The sequence below is a fragment of the Pseudarthrobacter naphthalenicus genome (assembly GCF_029076445.1).
GTDB classification, from domain to species: domain Bacteria; phylum Actinomycetota; class Actinomycetes; order Actinomycetales; family Micrococcaceae; genus Arthrobacter; species Arthrobacter naphthalenicus.
Genome location: NZ_JARESG010000003.1, coordinates 20,145 through 37,877, shown reverse-complemented (window position 1 = coordinate 37,877; position 17,733 = coordinate 20,145). Strand labels below are relative to the sequence as shown.

General features: G+C 62.2%; 16 protein-coding genes and 1 pseudogene. 3 read left to right on the top strand and 14 right to left on the bottom strand.

What is annotated here, in order from left to right:
- Window positions 1–41: 41 nt before the first annotated feature.
- Together PY310_RS03800 and PY310_RS03795 are read left to right on the top strand one after the other, a co-directional pair.
- A complete protein-coding gene (locus tag PY310_RS03800) occupies window positions 42–1,142 on the top strand; it encodes an Abi family protein (protein WP_275212861.1) in 1,101 nt (366 codons plus the stop codon).
- A 436-nt stretch (window positions 1,143–1,578) separates the two neighbouring features.
- Complete coding sequence (locus tag PY310_RS03795) at window positions 1,579–4,242, top strand: hypothetical protein (RefSeq protein WP_275212860.1); 2,664 nt, start codon at window positions 1,579–1,581, stop codon at window positions 4,240–4,242.
- A gap of 593 nt (window positions 4,243–4,835) precedes the next feature.
- On the opposite strand, the gene PY310_RS03790 is transcribed toward PY310_RS03795, so the two are convergent.
- Window positions 4,836–5,534 carry a hypothetical protein gene (locus tag PY310_RS03790; RefSeq protein WP_275212859.1) on the bottom strand — a complete coding sequence of 233 codons (699 nt, stop codon included), beginning with the start codon at window positions 5,532–5,534 and terminating at the stop codon, window positions 4,836–4,838.
- Window positions 5,535–5,634: 100 nt separating this feature from the next.
- Between PY310_RS03790 and PY310_RS03785 the strand changes: the two genes are divergently transcribed.
- A complete protein-coding gene (locus PY310_RS03785; RefSeq protein WP_275212858.1) occupies window positions 5,635–5,979 on the top strand; it encodes a hypothetical protein in 345 nt (114 codons plus the stop codon).
- A 149-nt stretch (window positions 5,980–6,128) separates the two neighbouring features.
- Here the strand turns inward: PY310_RS03785 and PY310_RS03780 are convergent, their stop codons facing one another.
- The 13 genes and pseudogenes from PY310_RS03780 to PY310_RS03725 form a co-directional block, all read right to left on the bottom strand.
- Window positions 6,129–6,695: a recombinase family protein gene (locus tag PY310_RS03780; protein WP_275212857.1), complete on the bottom strand. Its 567-nt coding sequence runs from the start codon at window positions 6,693–6,695 to the stop codon at window positions 6,129–6,131.
- Between the two features lie 496 nt (window positions 6,696–7,191).
- Complete coding sequence (locus PY310_RS03775; RefSeq protein WP_275212856.1) at window positions 7,192–8,676, bottom strand: aldehyde dehydrogenase (NADP(+)); 1,485 nt, start codon at window positions 8,674–8,676, stop codon at window positions 7,192–7,194.
- Entirely contained in the window at window positions 8,673–9,038 is a 366-nt protein-coding gene (locus PY310_RS21550) for a (2Fe-2S)-binding protein (protein WP_342755732.1), read from the bottom strand. Before PY310_RS21550 ends, PY310_RS03775 begins: the two co-directional genes overlap by 4 nt.
- A 129-nt stretch (window positions 9,039–9,167) precedes the next feature.
- Window positions 9,168–10,139, bottom strand: a pseudogene (locus PY310_RS03770) (NAD(P)/FAD-dependent oxidoreductase); the annotation flags it as partial.
- A 59-nt stretch (window positions 10,140–10,198) separates the two neighbouring features.
- Window positions 10,199–10,531, bottom strand: coding sequence for a (2Fe-2S)-binding protein (locus PY310_RS03765; RefSeq protein ID WP_275212854.1), 333 nt, complete (start codon window positions 10,529–10,531; stop codon window positions 10,199–10,201).
- The gene (locus PY310_RS03760) at window positions 10,528–11,712 is read right to left on the bottom strand and encodes an NAD(P)/FAD-dependent oxidoreductase (RefSeq protein ID WP_275212853.1); all 1,185 of its coding nucleotides are present in this window, start codon (window positions 11,710–11,712) and stop codon (window positions 10,528–10,530) included. Before PY310_RS03760 ends, PY310_RS03765 begins: the two co-directional genes overlap by 4 nt.
- Entirely contained in the window at window positions 11,709–12,410 is a 702-nt protein-coding gene (locus tag PY310_RS03755) for a GntR family transcriptional regulator (protein WP_275212852.1), read from the bottom strand. The genes PY310_RS03760 and PY310_RS03755 overlap by 4 nt, the downstream gene beginning before the upstream one ends.
- 23 nt (window positions 12,411–12,433) lie before the next feature.
- Entirely contained in the window at window positions 12,434–13,378 is a 945-nt protein-coding gene (locus tag PY310_RS03750) for an ornithine cyclodeaminase family protein (protein WP_275212851.1), read from the bottom strand.
- Complete coding sequence (locus PY310_RS03745) at window positions 13,375–14,376, bottom strand: proline racemase family protein (RefSeq protein ID WP_275212850.1); 1,002 nt, start codon at window positions 14,374–14,376, stop codon at window positions 13,375–13,377. Before PY310_RS03745 ends, PY310_RS03750 begins: the two co-directional genes overlap by 4 nt.
- Window positions 14,377–14,464: 88 nt before the next feature.
- On the bottom strand, window positions 14,465–15,370 hold the full coding sequence (locus tag PY310_RS03740) for a dihydrodipicolinate synthase family protein (protein WP_275212849.1): 906 nt from the start codon (window positions 15,368–15,370) through the stop codon (window positions 14,465–14,467).
- A 135-nt stretch (window positions 15,371–15,505) separates the two neighbouring features.
- Window positions 15,506–16,381, bottom strand: coding sequence for a substrate-binding periplasmic protein (locus PY310_RS03735; protein WP_275212848.1), 876 nt, complete (start codon window positions 16,379–16,381; stop codon window positions 15,506–15,508).
- 55 nt (window positions 16,382–16,436) lie between these two features.
- Complete coding sequence (locus PY310_RS03730) at window positions 16,437–17,090, bottom strand: amino acid ABC transporter permease (RefSeq protein WP_275212847.1); 654 nt, start codon at window positions 17,088–17,090, stop codon at window positions 16,437–16,439.
- On the bottom strand, window positions 17,087–17,731 hold the full coding sequence (locus PY310_RS03725; protein WP_275212846.1) for an amino acid ABC transporter permease: 645 nt from the start codon (window positions 17,729–17,731) through the stop codon (window positions 17,087–17,089). The genes PY310_RS03730 and PY310_RS03725 overlap by 4 nt, the downstream gene beginning before the upstream one ends.
- Window positions 17,732–17,733: the final 2 nt, after the last annotated feature.

Sequence of the window (17,733 nt, the reverse complement as noted above, 5' to 3'; positions counted from 1 at the left end):
ATACAACCCCTGGTTGTATTATCTGGTCGAACACCATACAGTTGGGAACAACATATCCCCCACGCCTCGGGCCTTCACAGGTACTGCGCAAATTGGGGGATCTTTCATTCCCCGGACAACTTAGGGGATTGACTATGCGTTATGACAAGCCTGCGTTGAATCTTGATCAGCAGCTTGAGCAGCTCAAATCCCGGGGTCTGCAGGTAAGCGATGAGGCCCGGGTCCTGCGATATCTGGCGCGGATCGGTTACTACCGCTTGTCACCCTACATGACGCCTTTTCAGCGGCCGGATACGGAGCACCTTTTCCGCGATGGGACGAAGTTCGACAGCGTTCTGGGACTCTATATTTTTGACCGCCGGCTGCGTTTGCTGCTGATGGACGCTCTCGAACGGTTCGAGGTTGCCCTCCGGGCGACCCTGTCCAACCATATGGCGCTGAAGACATCGGATGCGTTTTGGTATTTGGATAGGTCCGCCTTCGATCGCGGGTATGACCATGGGCGCCTTATCAGAGACCTGACTCAGGCCAGGGACGACGAAAAGGAACGACTGGAACGGGATCTGCAGCGTCTGCAGGAGCGTCCGCCGCGGAACCTTCAAAGGGCAATGGAGGACGCCAAAAAGCAGTCGTTCCTTCGGCACTACATTTCCACCTATGACGAACCTGTCCTGCCGCCATCGTGGATGATGATCGAGATGCTTGCGTTCGGTGACCTGATGTACCTTTACCGGAACCTGGCAGACCGAGAAGACCGGAAAGAAATCGCCCGGCACCTGGGCATTACGGACGAGCTGCTCAGTTCCTGGCTGGGGACCTTCCAATACACGCGGAACCTCTGCGCCCACCATAGCCGGGTGTGGAACAGGCAGTTCGGTGTGGCCCCGAAAATCCCGCGTTCTGAAGGAGTTTCCTGGCTGGAGGACCCGCAGGCGTTCCGAGGCTCAGGCTCTTATCGCCGATTCCGGGTCTTCCCGGTGATCGTGGCGCTCCAAACCGTTCTGGGCACCATCAGTCCCGGTTCCAATTGGGCCGCGCGGCTGAAGGACCTTCTTGGCGAATTCAACGCTGTCCCGTTGAACCCCATGGGATTCCCGGCGGACTGGCAAACTGATGGATTTTGGCAGCGATACCTTCACTAGGACGCACCGTCCAAGGCAGGTTTGTTGAATGTGGCGCTGCGGTCCTTGGCGTTCGGTAGGGCAGGATGGACGGATGGTCACGCGTGTAGAAGCCGAAACGTTCATTCGTTTCCAGTTGGATCAGCTCGGTGCGCAAAACCGGCACCACGACTTTGAGAACATCTGCTTTTGAATTGCTCAGAGACGGATCAGCAGCAACATCCTCCCCGCAACGGGGCCTGTAAGCAGCGGCGGGGACCAGGGGCGGGATGGAGAGACGTTCTTTTCCGCACTGCCCGAAGAGCTTCCCGGAGCCGGGGGATTTGTTGGCAGGGCCACCACAGAACCTCTCGTTCTTGCCTGTACGATTCAGCGCACTGGCCTAAGTGCGAAGGTCAAAGCCGATCTCGAAAAGATCACCTCCCGAGGACAGCCCGTCGCCAGGGTCGCCTACTTCATGGCACAGAACATGCCCGTGAACATCCGGCATGAGCTTCAGGAGTATGCTCGCCAACAGCATGGCGTCGATCTTGAGATCTTTGATTCAATGGCGATATCGACACTTCTGGCCGAGCAGGATCTGGTCTGGGTCGCCGAAAAGATGCTCGATTTGCCCTCAAACCTGGTGCCGGCGAATGATCCTGAGATTCCCCAGTGGTATCAGGACCTCTTGCGGAAGGTCAGGGAATCGGACGAGCCACCAACTACCCCGGGCGATTTTGCGGCCGTCCGGACCGGGCTCCGTCACGCAACACAGCACCCGGAGGCCCGGAACGACTTGGCAGAATGGCTCCAACACGCGCGCACTTTCCTAGATTCACGCCCGAAGGGCGCAGTCTCCGAAGACGTGCAGATGAAAGCGCGGTATGAAATCGTCGTCGCCACTCTCCGCGGGATGGAGACCCTAAGGAATGTCGAAGAGTACATCGATGAGTTCGTTGACTACGCGGCGGCGAGCTCGGCATCGAGTGACCTGAGCGACGCCAGCGCTCTCATCTCCTATTGGCAGGGGGCGTGGGCCGGGGGACTGGCCACAACTACTTCAGAACACCTTATGGCCCAACTGCAGCGGATCCTGGACCGCGTCGACGCGCTCCTGGCTGAAACTGACCGAAGAGTGTACCCAAACGCGACTGCGCACTTCCTTGCGGCTCGGGCGCATATCCTGTTCCATCCTGACGTCAACGGCATGGCGCGAAATCCGAATGCTTCGGTCAAGACAGGGGCAGAAATGAGCTTTGAAGAGATCCTCAGCGAGGCTGGATCAGCTGAGGAACTGCGCATCCGGCTGGAACCACTGATGAGCACGCTCAGTGACCTTGCCGGGCTCCTGCCGATCGCTCGTGCTTTCCCGGTGCAGACAATCTGCGACTTGTTCGAGGCGTTCAGTCCTGTGCTGGCAGCACACGCGGACTATGAGAGGGTCAGGAACACTTTGGACGAGGCGATCGGCTCCGTTGAGGGAGACAGTGCTGTCGCGGAGCGCTGCAGGAGCCGTGCGCTTTCCCTTATCAAATCCGGGAAACCCCTTCTGGCCCTCAGGGAGTTTCACAAGGCGAAAATTAACTGGTTCCACGGTGACACACTTCGCGGCTCTCTTCTGGCCATGCTCACTATCGCCGGCGTCTACGCGGACCTGAAGCTGCCACACGCGGCCAAGAAATATGCCCTGACTGCCTCGTCTATCGCAGTTTCTTCTCCAGATTCCGAAGACATGGATTTGGTCGGCACAAGCCTGATTCAGGCGTTCCATCATTGCTACACCGCGGGAGCTTGGGTGGACGCCACGGCCTTGAGTCAACTGGCAATACAAGCACATGGAATCTATGCAGAAGACGCGTTTGACCGTCAGCAACATGCGGAGCTGGTAGGTCTGGACTATCACCAAAGCATAATTTGCATGACGGCCAGGAAGTTCAGACCGGCGCTGGTGGAAACACTCACGGAGCTTCTGTCGCCAACGGACTACGACAAGATGATCTGGCAATTGGTTGATCAGCTGGAGCGTTCGTTTGCAGTCGACGAGGCGAGTTTCACGAGGACTTCCGCGGAACAGCTCGAGGGCCGCCCGTTCAGCGACACCGGCCCGGCGCGGTCATTGAACTTCTCAGCTCTTGGCACCCACTGGACCATCAACTGCCCGAACGACAGGGCAACGGTGCTCGCCGCCGAGAGGTTTGCCGCGGCCGCGCAGATTCTTCTGTGTGAACTCGCGACCGAGGACCCGGTCCTCCTGGACGAAAGCGTCTCGATCACGATCCAACTGGCGGGTCCTGAGTATAAGGAGCGAGTGGAGTTCGAACCCGACAACCACCAGCTAAAAGCCCTCGTGACTCTACTGCCCTACACAGACCAGGCAGATGCCGAAGCGCTGGAACATGAAATTCTAGGTGCTGTCGGGGTACTCCTCATGCGACTGAGCGCCCTGTCCCAGGAACAAATCCTGGACATGCTCGAGGGCGCGTTCGCCAGGGGTTTCCTCAACCAGATCTCGTTCGGGCGGCCCTACGATGAGATAGCCGGGCTGCTCGATAGGGGCCACTATCTCAGGGCATCCAAGGCGGGTCACCAGGTCATCGGCCCCGAAGACCACGTGTCGCCGGCAAGCAGCGCCTTAGAGCAGCCAGCCTCCTACGGACCTGGTTTTTCGGAGACCACATGGCGGGAAATGATTGAAGAACGCTATGAGCTTTCGACTCTGGTGGGTTTCACGGTGGCGCGGATCCTGCGAAACGACACGTGCCGTAGGATTCTGGCAGAACTTCGAAACGAGGGATGGCTGGACTGGCACCTGCTGCTGGCAATTTTCAACGTGGCTACCAACTACCGCATTTGGCGTGAACTCGGCCCGGACAGCTCATCACCGGAAGCGCTCCGACGGGTCACTCCAGACTTCATTCACCGGTGTGAAACTCCGGAAACTCCAAATATTCCCCTTCACCACTTCTCAAAAGACGGACTCCGGGACGCATTTGATCTAGCGACCCTTACCGTCGCCAAACGTTTAGGGCTTCACATAGATCGTGACACCCCAAACATCAACGGAGTCCGCCGGTTGCTGGACCGCCGATACGGCTTTATGCAAGACGTCCCTCACTCCGATCTCTTGGCCGCCCAGTAACCGTAAAGCCCCGGGACGGTTACCAATGCAAACTGCCCGCGCGTGGCTTGGGAAAACGACCGTTCCTCCAGATGCTCCGGCTCACCTAACTTGAGGCAGATGATGGCGAAATGGCGCGGTTGCCTCAACCTGGACGAGGCAAATGCCGGGTTGTTTCTCACTGTAGTTGAGGCAAATCGGAGAACTCCGGCATCAGCTAATGGTCCAGGAACCCTGCAATCACGCGGGATCCGGCCCCATGCCTTAACTGTAATGAGACAACCACGGCTAATGCATCAGCTGTAGTGAGATGCCTCACGTTAGATGAGACAGGACACCAGAGGACGGATGTTTCGCAGCTACTTCGACTCCCGTCATTCAAACGCCGATAACGAGCTTTCGTCAATCTGGGGGAGTGGTCCGACTCGCCATTCTCCACCTGAGGCGAGGCTGAGCGGTCGTAGAAGTCGTGGGCGGCTTGTTTCGTGATCCCCGGTGCTGCCTCGCCAACCCCGGCCCACGGCGCGTCCGGGCTCACGGGCGGATTTGACCGCTGCTGAATGCGGGGCAAGGTGAGCGCCTCGTTGCGAACTACCTGAGGGAGTCTAAGGAGCCTATCTACGGAGCTCACCAAGGCTCTGGACGATCTGGCCAAGCATCTTGTGCAAGCTTGCTTCTCCTGGCGATAGTTTTGAACTCGGGTTTGGCCCGGTTGATGCCACAGGCGTCAACCCGATCGTGTCGGTGCTGACAACATAAGTGTCCTGGTAACGCGGGTTGGAGGGGTCTGGGCTGCTGTAGCGCATGGTCAAGCTGGCAGTCTTCGGCATGCCATCAACTTCTGGCCCCCCGTCCGTCCTCACGCTTCCCGGCGTCGGCTCAATGCGCCAAAAGCTTCTGATACTCACGCCGGGAGGAAGTGTTTGGGCGGCTTGGAACATCTCGCGAAGCTTCCTGACAATAAGGTCATCAACTCCAGGCCAATCCTCCGTATCGACGGTCAAATCCGTAGCAGCGGAGCGCCCTGAATTCCTCAGTATGAGATCCCAGGAACCGCCCCCGCCAATGCCTGGAACAATGTGGGCAAACACGTATGGGCGGGTCTGTTCGATGCTGTCCAGTTTGATCTGAAGCTGGGCATCTCTAGAATGGTCCAGTGATGCTTTGGCAGTGCGCCATGCGGCATAGGCGCCCAGGAGCAAGCCCAGCGTCAAAAGGGCGGTAAGGATTGAGCCGGCCGCTGCCCACCAAGCAGCGTGCGCAGCGGATTCGGCAATCTCGGCTGACCGCTTGGCCAGTTCGTCGGGAGTCATGGATTCAATCCTGCCCTACACCTCCGGGCCGGCTTCGCGGGCTGTAGGCTGGGCTCTGGCCACCGCGCCAAGGAGCTCGGGACATCACAGGGGGAAACACATGCGTGCATGGTCAGAAAGCCGGACTCGTGTTGATTGCCTGATCGATCAGCAAGAGATCGCAGAGATATCCAAGTTTGCGGCAAAGTTTGGCTACCACTTCACAATGGCGCCTTCCACAGAAAACAGCATGTATGAATCGGTTATGACTCGCACCGGTGAGACGTTTTTGCGAGACGACCTCGCGCACTTGGTGTACCTGGTAGCTATGACCGACAACGAGAGCGTTGATAATGTGCTGGCCGGCGTGCGCAAGAAGCTTTCCGAGCACCACCACGTTGAGTTGGATACTCCGCCCAGTGACCAAGCAGGGCTGGGCGAGCTACACCCGGACGGGCACAAGTAGAGCCCCCATGTGATCACGGTGAGCACCGTCCTAGGGATACCGAGTGAGACGACCGGGTCTCGGCTCCCTCCGGTCCCTGAGATTCCGGGATAAGGGGCACAAAGAGGGTAGCCGATGCCAACGATTACCGCCGGCGGCGGGGAGCGGTTTCACTCCGGCTTGGCGTGGCGCAGGTATTGGTAGACGGTCTCCCTGCTGATCCCGTAGTCACGGGCCAGGAGGGCTTTCGGAACACCGGTGCCGGCGAGGTGGACCATCTCGGCGGCCCGTTCCGGCGTCAGGGTCTTCTTCCGCCCCTTGTAAGCGCCGCGTTGCTTGGCCAGGGCAATGCCTTCCCTTTGGCGTTCCCTGATGAGAGAGCGTTCAAATTCTGCGAAGGCACCCATCACAGACAACATGAGGTTGGCCATGGGGGAGTCCTCCCCGGTGAAGGTCAGGCTCTCTTTGACGAACTCCACCCGAACGCCTTTGTGTGTCAGGCCCTGAACCAAGGCACGCAGGTCGTCGAGGTTGCGGGCGAGCCGGTCCATGCTGTGCACGACCACGGTATCTCCGTCGCGGGCGAACCGCAGCAATTCGGCCAACTGCGGCCTGGCCGTGTCCCGCCCCGAGGCCTTGTCCGTGAAGACCCGGTCCAGGACCTGCCCTTCGAGCTGGCGTTTCTCGTTTTGGTCCAGCGTGCTCACACGCACGTACCCGATCCGCTGCCCAACCACTGGCGCCTCCAACCCTCGACCTGTCAATCTGAGTTTTAGGCTCTTATCGGACAACAGTCAAGACGTGATACGCCTGGCAGGTAGGCCGTGCCGGAGCCGGCACGGCGCATGATTGGGTCCGGAGCGCGGCCGTGTCCGGAATGGTACTGGTGCCGGAGATGATGGTCGGGGAGGGATCAAGCTAAACTTGAAATAGTTCTCACCGCAACCATCAGCATGCTTACTTTACGTAACGTCCGTTATCGGCCTTCGGCCGCGCGAGAATTCGGACCAAGTGGCCAACCCGAACTCAGCGAGTCATCATGAACAGCCCGGTCCAGACCCAAAACCTCTGGGTCTCTGACGGCCGGCTCGAATCCCGGAACGTGTATTCCGCCTGTGAGGATCCACCAATAGGGGTCGGCGGTTCCGAGCCGCGTCTTGAGTACGGGGTCTTGTCTGTCGGCGCGCAGTGCCGGGCTGATCCGAGGCTCTCTGTGCAGCCGCTTCACGGTGATCATGGCTGTTCTGCCCGCTTGCCGTTGACCAGCTGCGGTACCGCGAGCGGGTTGTTTTCGCGGAGCGCCTCCGGGAGGAGATGCTGCGGAAAGCCTTGGTAGGCGACGGGTCGCAGGAATCGCTCGATGGCTGCTGTTCCCACGGAAGTGCTTCCGATGGCAGTGGTAGCGGGGTAGGGGCCGCCATGGTGTTGGGCGTAGGTTACGGAGACCCCTGTCGGCCATTGGTTCCAGACCACCCGTCCGGCCTTGCGGGCGAGCACCTCTACGAGTGCGGCCACTTCGCAGGAATCGGTGGCGTGGACGGTGGCTGTCAGTTGTCCCTCAAAAGTTTCTGCCAGCGCTGGAAGCAGAGATTCGTCGTCGTACGTCACCACTACGGCCGTTGGACCGAAACATTCGGTCTGGAGGGCATGCGGTTCGGCGAGTATGTCCTCTGCGGTGGTCAGAAGCAGTGTGGGGGCCGGAGGATCGGACAGCGCTCCCGGTCCCTGTGCCAGGACCTTAAGACGCGGGTTGGACGTTAGGTTCTGCAGGACCTCGGCGTAGCCGGACTGGATGCGGGTGTTGAGCAACGGTGCGGCCTGGGGAAGGACGGCGCTGCGCAGGGATTCGACCAGGGCCGATGCCGCAGGCACGAACAGGATGCCCGGCTTGGTACAGAACTGCCCTGCGCCTGCGGTGAACGAGCTGATGAACCCGTCGGCTATCTCGGTGCAGCGTTCCGCGGCTGCCGCAGGGGTCACGAAGGCAGGGTTGGTGCTGCCCAGTTCACCGAAGAACGGGATCGGCTCGGGCCGGCTATTGGCGATGTCGAAGAGGGCGCGGCCGCCGGGGATGGAACCGGTGAAAGCGCCGGCCTTCACCCTGGGGTCCTGCAGCGCGGCGGCTCCTGCGGCCGTGCCGGAGATCAGTGCGAAGGTTCCGCGCGGTGCTCCTGCCTGGTGGAGTGCGGTGGTGACAACGTCGGCCGTGGCTACAGACAGTCGTGGGTGACCGGAGTGTGCTTTGAGAAGCACGGGGTTGCCTGCGGCAAGCGCCGAGGCGGTGTCTCCTCCGGCTACGGAGAACGCGAAAGGAAAGTTGCTGGCAGCAAAGACCACTACGGGGCCGACGGGGACCCGCAATCGGCGGAGGTCCGGCCGTGGCGCGCCCATCGGCCAGTCGGGGTCGGCATGGTCGATGCGGGCGTCGAGGTAGCCGCCATCCCGAAGTACTTCTCCGAAGAGGCGCAGTTGAAAGGTGGTGCGCTTGAGCTCGCCGCGCAGCCTTGCCTCGGCCAGGTGTGTCTCCTGTTGGGCCAAGGGAATGAGCTGGTCGGCGGCAGCGTCCAAGGCGTCAGCCACCACGCCGAGCAGTTCGGCGCGGTCGGTGGGCCGGAGGGCAGCCAGCGGGACCGCGGCGGTGTGGGCCGAGGCCAGCAGTTGTTCCAGCCCGGCCTCTGTAGTCGGTTCGGCTGCGGTGGTTTGAGCGATCGCGGTCATGCACGGTCTCCCTTCAGGAGAGTGTTGGGGTCGGAAAGATCGGGCTGTGTTTCCATGGCAGCCAGTTCGCCAATGGCGACTGGTGCGGCCAACGGCCGCTTTGCTGAGGCGGCCAGGTTTTCGGCAGTTGGCGCAGTCCCGGTGCCGGCGCCCAGGCAGGAGGCCGCAAATCCGCAGACCCGGCCTTGGCACCAGCCCATTCCCGTGCGGGTGACGGACTTGAGTGACCGGGCGTCGCCGGCTCCCAGGCTCGCGCGGGCGGCCGTTATTTCGCTGGCTGTGACTTCCTCGCAGCGGCACACGATCGTCTCTGGAGTCAGCCAGTCCTGCCAGGCTGCAGGCACGGGGTGCGCCCTGTGCATAGCGTCGGCGAAAATACGATGCCGTGCGACGTCCTGTGAGGGAGCGGCCGCCGCAGGGCCCGGGCCTGCGGCGGCGAAAGCGCCAGCGGTGAGGCCTTCGAGCACGGCCAGCGAGGCCCCACCAACGCCGGTCACCTCGCCTGCGAGGAAAAGGCCGGGAACGCTGGATTCCTGCCGCTCAGTAACGACGCCTACCAAGGAACCGTCGGTGTCCAGACGGGTTTCAGCCCCAAGGGACAAGGGCAACTCCAATTGCGGTGTAAAGCCCCACCCGAAGCCGACCACGTCGACGTCGCTATAGGTTCGTTCAGTGCCCGGCCGGATCCGCCCTTGGGCATCGACCTTGGAAGTGCTGACACCGGTAACCCGGCTGCTGCGCGGGGATCCTGCATCAGGGGGTTCAGCGCCAAGCACTTCTGTAACTATGGCGCGGGTGCGGTAGGGGATTCGATGGCGGGCGAAGACGGCGGCGTATTCGGCGCCTTCGAGGGCTTTCTCCGGCACGCCTGCAGCGGCGCGCAGGTGCGGAAGCCAGGCGGTGGGTGAGGATGATTCCAAGACGGCCTGCACTTTGCCGCCGGCTTCGGCGATTCCTGCCGCGACCGGCAGTAGGAAGGGGCCTGTTCCGGCAATGATGAAGCTCCGGCCCGGCAGGACTCCATGCCCCTTGATCAAGGCCTGAATTCCGCCGGCGGTCATGACCCCCGGTAGATCCCAGCCCGCAACCGGCAATTGGCGGTCGTATCCTCCCGGGCATAAAACCAGCCGGCGGGCGGCAACAGTGCTGCCGCCGTCGGCCTCTCCGTACCTGGACGTTGCCACCGTGGTGGGCGTGGTGCGGAGGATGAACCCGGCGTCGACCGCTTCCGCCATCCAAACCTGGCGGCAGGGCAAATACGATATTTGGCCTTGGTGGCGGGCTGCGTCGAAGCGGCTGCGGAGGTCAAGGTAGGTTCGCCAGCCGTGGTGGCCCTTGCCGTCCGGGCGGGGGGCCACAGATTCGGGGCGGTGCCGCCAAAACTGGCCGCCCGGCTGGGCTCCGGCGTCCACAACGACGACGAAGGCCCCGGCTTCAGCCGCGGCAACAGCCGCAGCCAGCCCGGCCGGTCCCGCTCACACAACAGCGACGTCCGCGCGCATCGTTGCAGCGTCTGCCGGGATCATTGCCGACCCCCTTCGGGACCCGAGGCGGGACTCTGGGCCGGGGCGCAGGTCCCCTCAATCTTCATGCCCTCCTGCACCTCCACAAGACAGGCGCGCTGGTTCGCTTCTCCGTCAACTGTTACCAGACAGTCGAAGCAGACGCCGATTCCGCAGAACAGTCCGCGGGGACGTTGCTCTTTACGGGTATATCGCCAGGCAGTGATGCCGTTGCAGGCCAGGGCAGCGCCGATGCTCTGGCCTGAGATGGCCGGCATCATGCGGCCGTCGAAGCTTACGGTGACGGTATGCGGACCGGCTGACGGCGTTCCTTCCGATGGACGGGCGCTCAAGCTGTGGCCTCCTGCCGGGTATGTGCGGTGGTGTCAGGGTTCTCGCCGAAGCGGGCGGGCGCGAAGGGGGACAGGTCCATGTCCGGTGTCTGGCCGGAGAGGGCCTGGGCCAGGAGCTTGCCAGTCCCGGCCGAGAGCCCGATGCCGGCACCCTCGTGGCCAGCTGCATGCCACAGTCCGGGCGCACGCTCGTCGTGACCGATAACCGGAAGATGGTCGGGGCAGTATGGGCGGAAACCGTGGTAATGGCGAATGGCCTTAATGTGCTCAAGGAACGGGAACAGTGTGACCGCGTTGCCCGCCAGCAGTTTTAGGGCGGCTGTGCTCACGGTGCGGTCGAACCCTACGCGTTCGCGGGTGGAGCCGATGAGGATGGTGCCGCTAGGTGTACCTTCGACTACCGGAGAGGCTTGGAGCCCGGCGTCGGAACTGCCCACGTTGTCAATGTATTCGGCTGCATAGACTTTGTGATGGACCATGGGCGGGAGCGGTTCGGTGACAAGGACGAAGCCCCTGCGGGGCAGGACCGGTACGTTGACGCGGGCCAAGGCCGCCAGTTCGCCGGCCCACGTACCTGTGCAGTTCACCACAGCCCCGGCGGAAAATTCTCCGCGGGGTGTCCGTACCCCGACGATCCGGTCTCCGCTTCGGAGGAAACCGCTGACCGGTGTGTCGGCGATAAACCGGGCTCCTGCTTCCGTCGCCAGCCGAACGAGATGCGCAGCGACCAGCATCGGTTGGACCTGGCAGTCTTCGGGGTAGCTCGCGCCGCCCAGGGCCTCGGGAGTGATATGCGGTTCGGCGGAGCGCAGGGCATCCGGGTCCAGCTCTTCGACGGAGACGCCATATGAAGCCTGGGCCGCCATAACTCGGTTGAGGGAGGCCAGGCTGCTGTCCCGGGAAGCGACGATGATGCCTCCCTTCGATTCGAACTCCCAGAGCCGCTTATGCTCGGCGAGGTCGCCGTGCCACACACCGAGGGAGTAGCGGGTCAGTTCGAGCTCGGGGCCCAGTTCCTTGTCTGAAACGAGGATGTTACCTTCGCAGGCCGATGAGGTGCCGCTGGCCGGCAGGCCCTTATCCACCACAGTGACACTGAGCCCCTGCTGCGTTGCGAAGTATGCAGTTGCTGCGCCTATCACGCCGGCGCCGATGACGAGAACGTCGCTGGATGGGTTCATGTCCGTGGCTCCTGGGGCGGCACTTCTTGTTGACCGGTGGCCCACAGGCCGCGGGCGTGACCGATATGGCGGCGCATGAGTTCCCTTGCTGCGGGCCCGTTGCCGGCTTCGATGAGGTCGAGCAGTTCATGGTGTTCGTGGGCCGAGTCGGCCAGGCGGTGACTTTCACTAAGGGCTTTGAGTCCGTACAACCGGGTGCGGATCCTCAGGGACGTGGCCAACTCCACCAGTTGGCGGTTCCCGGCGTAGCGCAGGAGGTCGGCATGAAAATCGCGGTCGGCGGACAAATACGCGGTGAGGTCGCCTTCGCGCGCGGCTGCCACGATACTGTCTGCCATGGACCGCAGGGTTTCCATGCCTTTTGGCGGCACCGTCCCGGCCACGTCGCCAACAACGGGAGGCTCCAGGAGCAGCCGGATTTGAGTGAGTTCGTCCAGTTCGCTGTCGCTCATGGTGGTGACGCGGAAGCCTTTGTTCTTCAGGGTTTCCACCAGCCCTTCCCGGGCCAGGTCCATCATGGCCTCCCTGACTGGCGTAGCCGAGACACCAAATGCCGCGGCAAGTGCCGGCGCGGAATACAAGGTGCCTTCCTTGAGGGTGCCGGCGATGATCGCTGCCCGCAGGGACTCGGTGACCGATTCCCGGAGGCTATGCTGACGCCCGAGCGGGGCGATGGGAAGCCTGTTGTCGTTTGGCACGGTAAGGACTCCTTGCGCGTGTTTCATGAGCGGTTGCCTCCTTCATACACCACGGCAGCAGTCACCAGGTCCTCCCATGCCATACCAACCCCTGCGTACAGGCACGGCTTGTCTGGGGACCGGCTGAACTCACCCTTAACCAGGTCACGGAGGTTGGCCGGGCGGATGGATTCCCAATCCTCCTTACTGCGGGCGGGGATGAGGTCTCCGGCCTCGCGCATAGCGGAGGCGCGACCCTCAACGACGACGTCGCTCCGCAGAACCAGTTGGAAGTCGACTTCACGTGCATCCAGGCCGTGCTGGCCCACCGCGGCCACCACCGCACCAGGGGCCACTAAAGCGCCGTCGAACAGCGGTGTGGAAGAGGACGTCGCGCAAATTACCACTTCAGCTTCGGGGACATCGGCGTCGCTGCCAGCACGAACTTCGATGCCCTCCGAGGCCAGTTGCCCGATCAGCGCTGCCACCCGGTCAGTGCGGCGGCCCACACAAGCCAGGCCGGCTTCCGGGAGCACAGCGTGCGCCGCCCGGAGATGGTTGAGGGCCTGAATTCCTGTTCCGAACACGAGGACCTGTCCGGCCGCCGTGGTGCGGCCGGGCGCGGACGCCAGGATGTCTTTGACAGCCAGCAGGGTAATGGCCGGCGTTCGGATGGCTGTCAGCTCGTTCCCGTCCATCGTGGCGAGCGGCGCCAGGGTGTCAGAGTCGAAAAGAATGTACACGCCCTGAATTTTTTCGAGGCCTCTTGCCGGGTTGCCAGGGGCCACGGTGAGCGCCTTGACTCCGCTGTAGCGACGCCCGGATGAGGGCATCAGCAGGAACTCGCCGCCAGGTGCCGGGCTGAACAAACGGGGGCTGTCCTCCTCGGGGTCCACGCCGTCGAGGAGGGCGTGCTCGAGGGCCGCGATTGCCGTCATCCAGGGCGCGGCCGACCGGACGGCTGCCGCATCAAAGTAGGGAAGGTTCACAGCAGGAATCCTGTGGGGAATGGATCTGTCGGATCCAGGTAGTACTGTGCTGTCCCGGTCAGCCAGGCTCTGCCGGTTACCGTGGGGATGACGGCGGGGCGGCCGGCCACCTCCGTTTCCTCGACCAGGCGGCCGATGAAACGGGAACCGATAAAGGACTCATTGATAAAGTCCGCCCCCAGGGCCAGCTGGCCCCGCGCGTTCAGTTGTGCCATTCGGGCGCTTGTCCCTGTGCCGCAGGGGGAACGGTCAAACCATCCAGGGTGGATGGCCATCGCGTGCCGGGAGTGCTCCGCCGTAGATCCGGGTGCCTGGAGATAAACGTGGTGGCAGCCGCGGATATCATCACGTTCGGGGTGCACCGGTTCATCGGTGGCGTTGATGGCGTCCATGATCGCCAGGCCTGCCTTGAGCAGGTCATCCTTGCGTTCCCGGTCGAAGGGTAGGTTCAGGCTGTCCAGCTCCACGATCGCATAAAAGTTCCCGCCGAAGGCGAGGTCGTAGGAGACAGGACCAATCCCGGGAACTTCCACCTTCGCGTCAAGGCGATCCACGAAGGAGGGGACGTTTCGGATGGTCACCGATTCGGCATGGCCGTCCTTCACGGCGACCTCGGTGACGACGAGGCCGGCAGGGGTGTCAAGCCTGACGACGGTTATGGGCTCCACGACCTCGACCATGCCCGTTTCCACCAGAACCGTGGCGACTCCGATCGTGCCATGGCCGCACATCGGCAGCAGCCCCGACACCTCAATGAAAAGCACACCGAAGTCCGCATCCGGGCGCGTTGGAGGTTGCAGGATCGCCCCGCTCATCGACGCGTGGCCCCGTGGTTCCGTCATGAGCAGGGTGCGGATCCAGTCGCTGTTCTCCATGAACCACAGACGGCGCTCGGCCATGGTGGCTCCTGGGATCGTCCCGATGCCCCCGGTGATCACTCGCGTCGGCATGCCTTCGGTGTGTGAGTCAACGGCGTGGAAGATACGGCTGGTTCTCATGTGGTGCTCCTCATTGGTCAATTGAGATCCGTTGGTGGTCGGGCTTGTTGCTGTGCTTGATGGAACAAGCCCGACCATCAGTCAGTGGCTACTTGTAGCCCTTGGCGAGGGCTGCCCGGGTGTCGCGAACGACGGCGTCGCGCACCTGTGCGGAGAGCGGGCCGCGTGGGGGGCGGCAAGCGCCGCCCGGGAGGCCGACCACGTCCATGGAGAGCTTGATGGACTGGACGAATTCGGTCTTGCTGTCCCAGCGCAGCAGAGAGTGCAGATCGCGGTAGATTTCCCGTGCGCGCTCGAGGTCCGCCACGTTGCCGGAGGTGGAGAGGCGATAGAGTTCCAGCGTGGACTCCGGGATGGCGTTGGGGTAACCGGCTACCCAGCCCACGGCACCTGCCAGTCCCATCTCAACGACTGTGTCGTCCGTTCCGATGAGCAGGTCCATGTCCGGGGCGAGTTCCTTGATCTCGTAGGCACGGCGGACGTCGCCGGTGAATTCCTTGACGCCGACGATCAGGCCTTCGCCGTGCAGGCGGGCGATGAGCTGCGGGGTCAGGTCCACCTTGGTATCGATGGGGTTGTTGTAGGCCACGATCGGCAGGCCGACGGCCGCCGCCCGGCGGTAGTGATCAACCACTTCGTCCTCCGTGGCCCGGTAGGAGTTCGGCGGGAGGAGCATCAAAGATGAAGCACCGGCTTCCGCGGCCTGCTCGGCCCATTTGACGGTCTGGAGTCCGCCGTAGGCGCCGACGCCGGCCATGACGGTGAAGCCTTCTGGTGCTGCTTCGATTGCGGTGGAAACAACGCGTGCGCGTTCCTCTTCACTGAGCGTCTGGTACTCCCCGAGGGAGCCGTTCGGCGCTACGCCGTCGCATCCGGCGCCCGCCAGGAAACGCACGTGCTCAGCATAAGCGTCGTAGTCAACGCTGAAGTCGTCCTTGAACGGCAATGCCGTTGCGACATGGACACCGTGCCAGGGCTTGCGGGTTTCAGTCATTTTGGGTCCTTTCGGTCGGCACTTGGTGCCGTCGTCGATGCCGTGAGATCCCTCACAGCTATTCTACCATGTGACATTGCACAGGTGTTTGGGAGGTGCCGGGCCTGGGCCCGGCACCAAGTTTTGGCTGAATTTTTAGCTGGCCGGAACGACGTACTGCTTGTCTGCCACTTTTCCCAGGCCTTCGGAGAGGCCGGCGTCCTTGAGGAGTTTGGCGATGGTGCCATCCTGGCGTTGGGAGGTGATGCCGGCATCCAGAGCTTCCTTCAGGCTTGTGTTGCCCTTGGTGATGGGAAAGGCGGCTTCCGGGGCATGCGTGATTGCCCCGACACGGGGATCGGGCTTGTCGTTTGAAAGGGCCACTGTGATTCCTGACGCGTCCTTGAACTGCAGGACCTGTACGCCGTAAGCGTCGACGTCGGCGTCCAGGCGGCCAGCGTCAAAGTCGGCCTTGAGTTCAACGCTTGACGGGTAGGTGACAAGCTTGTCGCCCAGGATCTTCTTCAGGTCTTCCACCCACAGATAGCCGTCGATGGTGCCCACCTTGTTCATCTTCTCCAGTTCGGCAACTGTGGTGGCGCCCGTCTTTGAGGCGATGCCCATGCCGTCAAGGTAGGTGGAGGCGGAGAAGTCAACGGCCTTCAGGCGCTTTTCGGTGGCATCGATTGTGCCGACCGCGAGGTCGATGTTGCCGCCGGAGATGGATTGGACGGCGTCGGCATAGGTGGCCTGCTGGAAGGCAGGCTGCAGGCATTCATCTTTGGCAATCTTGTTGATGATTGCGAGGTCGATGCCGTTGGGTGTGCCGCTGTTGTAGCTGCTGAAGGGTGGGATGTCGATGACGCCGATGGTGAGTTTGCCCTGGGCGACTGTTTTGATGCCCTGGTGCTTTGGGGTGCAGTCTGAGGCGGTGCTAGCGCCTGAGGTTCCGCCGCATGCACTTAGGGAGATGCCCAGGGCCAGTGCCGTGGCCGTCATGACGGCGGGGGTTTTGAAACGCTTGGTGCTCATGGTTCCTCCTGATGGTTGGGGGTGATGCGAAATTGGTGTGGTGCGGTTGGAGTGGTCAGACGTGGCGGGCCATGCGTTTTTCGAAGTAGACCGTGACCCATGTGGCCGGCATCGATATGACGGCGTAGCAGATGCCCGCGAGGGTGAATATCTGCAGGTAGTTAAAGTCCTGGCTGCCGATGTTGTAGGCGGACTTCATGAGTTCGGGGACCGCTATTGCATAGGCCAGGGACGTGCCCTGGAACACTTGGATGGCTACGCCCATGAGTCCCGGCACTGCAGAGCGCATGCCTTGGGGCATGATGACCCGCCAGAAGGTGTGGGTTCGGGACAGGCCGAGGGCGTTGGCGGCTTCTGATTGTCCGCGGTCCACGGACTGCAGGCCCGCCCGCATGATCTCGGAGGAGTATGCTGCGGCATTCCAGGTCAGGGCCAGACAGGCGGCGGTGATGCTTTCGAAAGCGATGCCGAACTTCGGCAGGCCGTAGTAGAAGAGGTACAGGATCACCAGGGCCGGGGCACCGCGGCCGATTTCGACTATGGCCAGCCCAAAGGTACGAAGGGCGAGGTTTTTCGTGCTCACCAGGACACTGAGAACGAGCCCCAGCGGGTAGCCAGCGGCTATCGCGACCCCTGCGATCAGGAGGCTAACACCCAGGCCGGACACCATTTGAGGCAGGTAGGCCGCCCATTCTGCAAACCAGCTCATGCGTAGACCGCCTTCCTCATCCGGGCATCAAGGCTGCGGGACAGATACGCGACCGGCAAACTCAGCACGATGTAGAGGATGCCGACCAGAATGTAAGGCAAGATGCCTTCCGTGGTGGGGTGCTGCCGCGCAAATGCTTGGGACTGGAACACCATTTCAGTCACGATGATGGTGGAGGCGATGGAGGAGTCCTTAAGCAGGCCGGTCAAGTAGGTCGCAATGGAAGGGGACACTATCCGGAAGGCCTGGGGGACCGTCACGTGAAGGAATGTCGTTCCCTGGTCCAAGCCAAGGGCTCCGGCAGCCTCTCCCTGTCCGCGCGGGACGGCTTGGAGCCCGCCGCGGTATATTTCGGCAAGGTAGGCGATGGAGACAATCCCCAGCCCTACGATTGCGGCGCTTACAGGGTTGAACTTGAAGGTTCCAATTTGGATGCCGAACTTGAGCAGGAACAGCCACACAATGATCGGGACGCCCCGGACCAGGTCCACGAAGATCCGGCACGCCAGTCGGATGATCATGTTCGGCGAGGACAGGCCCACTGCGAGAGGGACAGCTCCTATGATGCCGATCATGAATGCTGACAGGGTCAGCATGAGTGTCATCGGCAGCCCCTGGAGGACTGCGGAAAAAGCGTCCACCG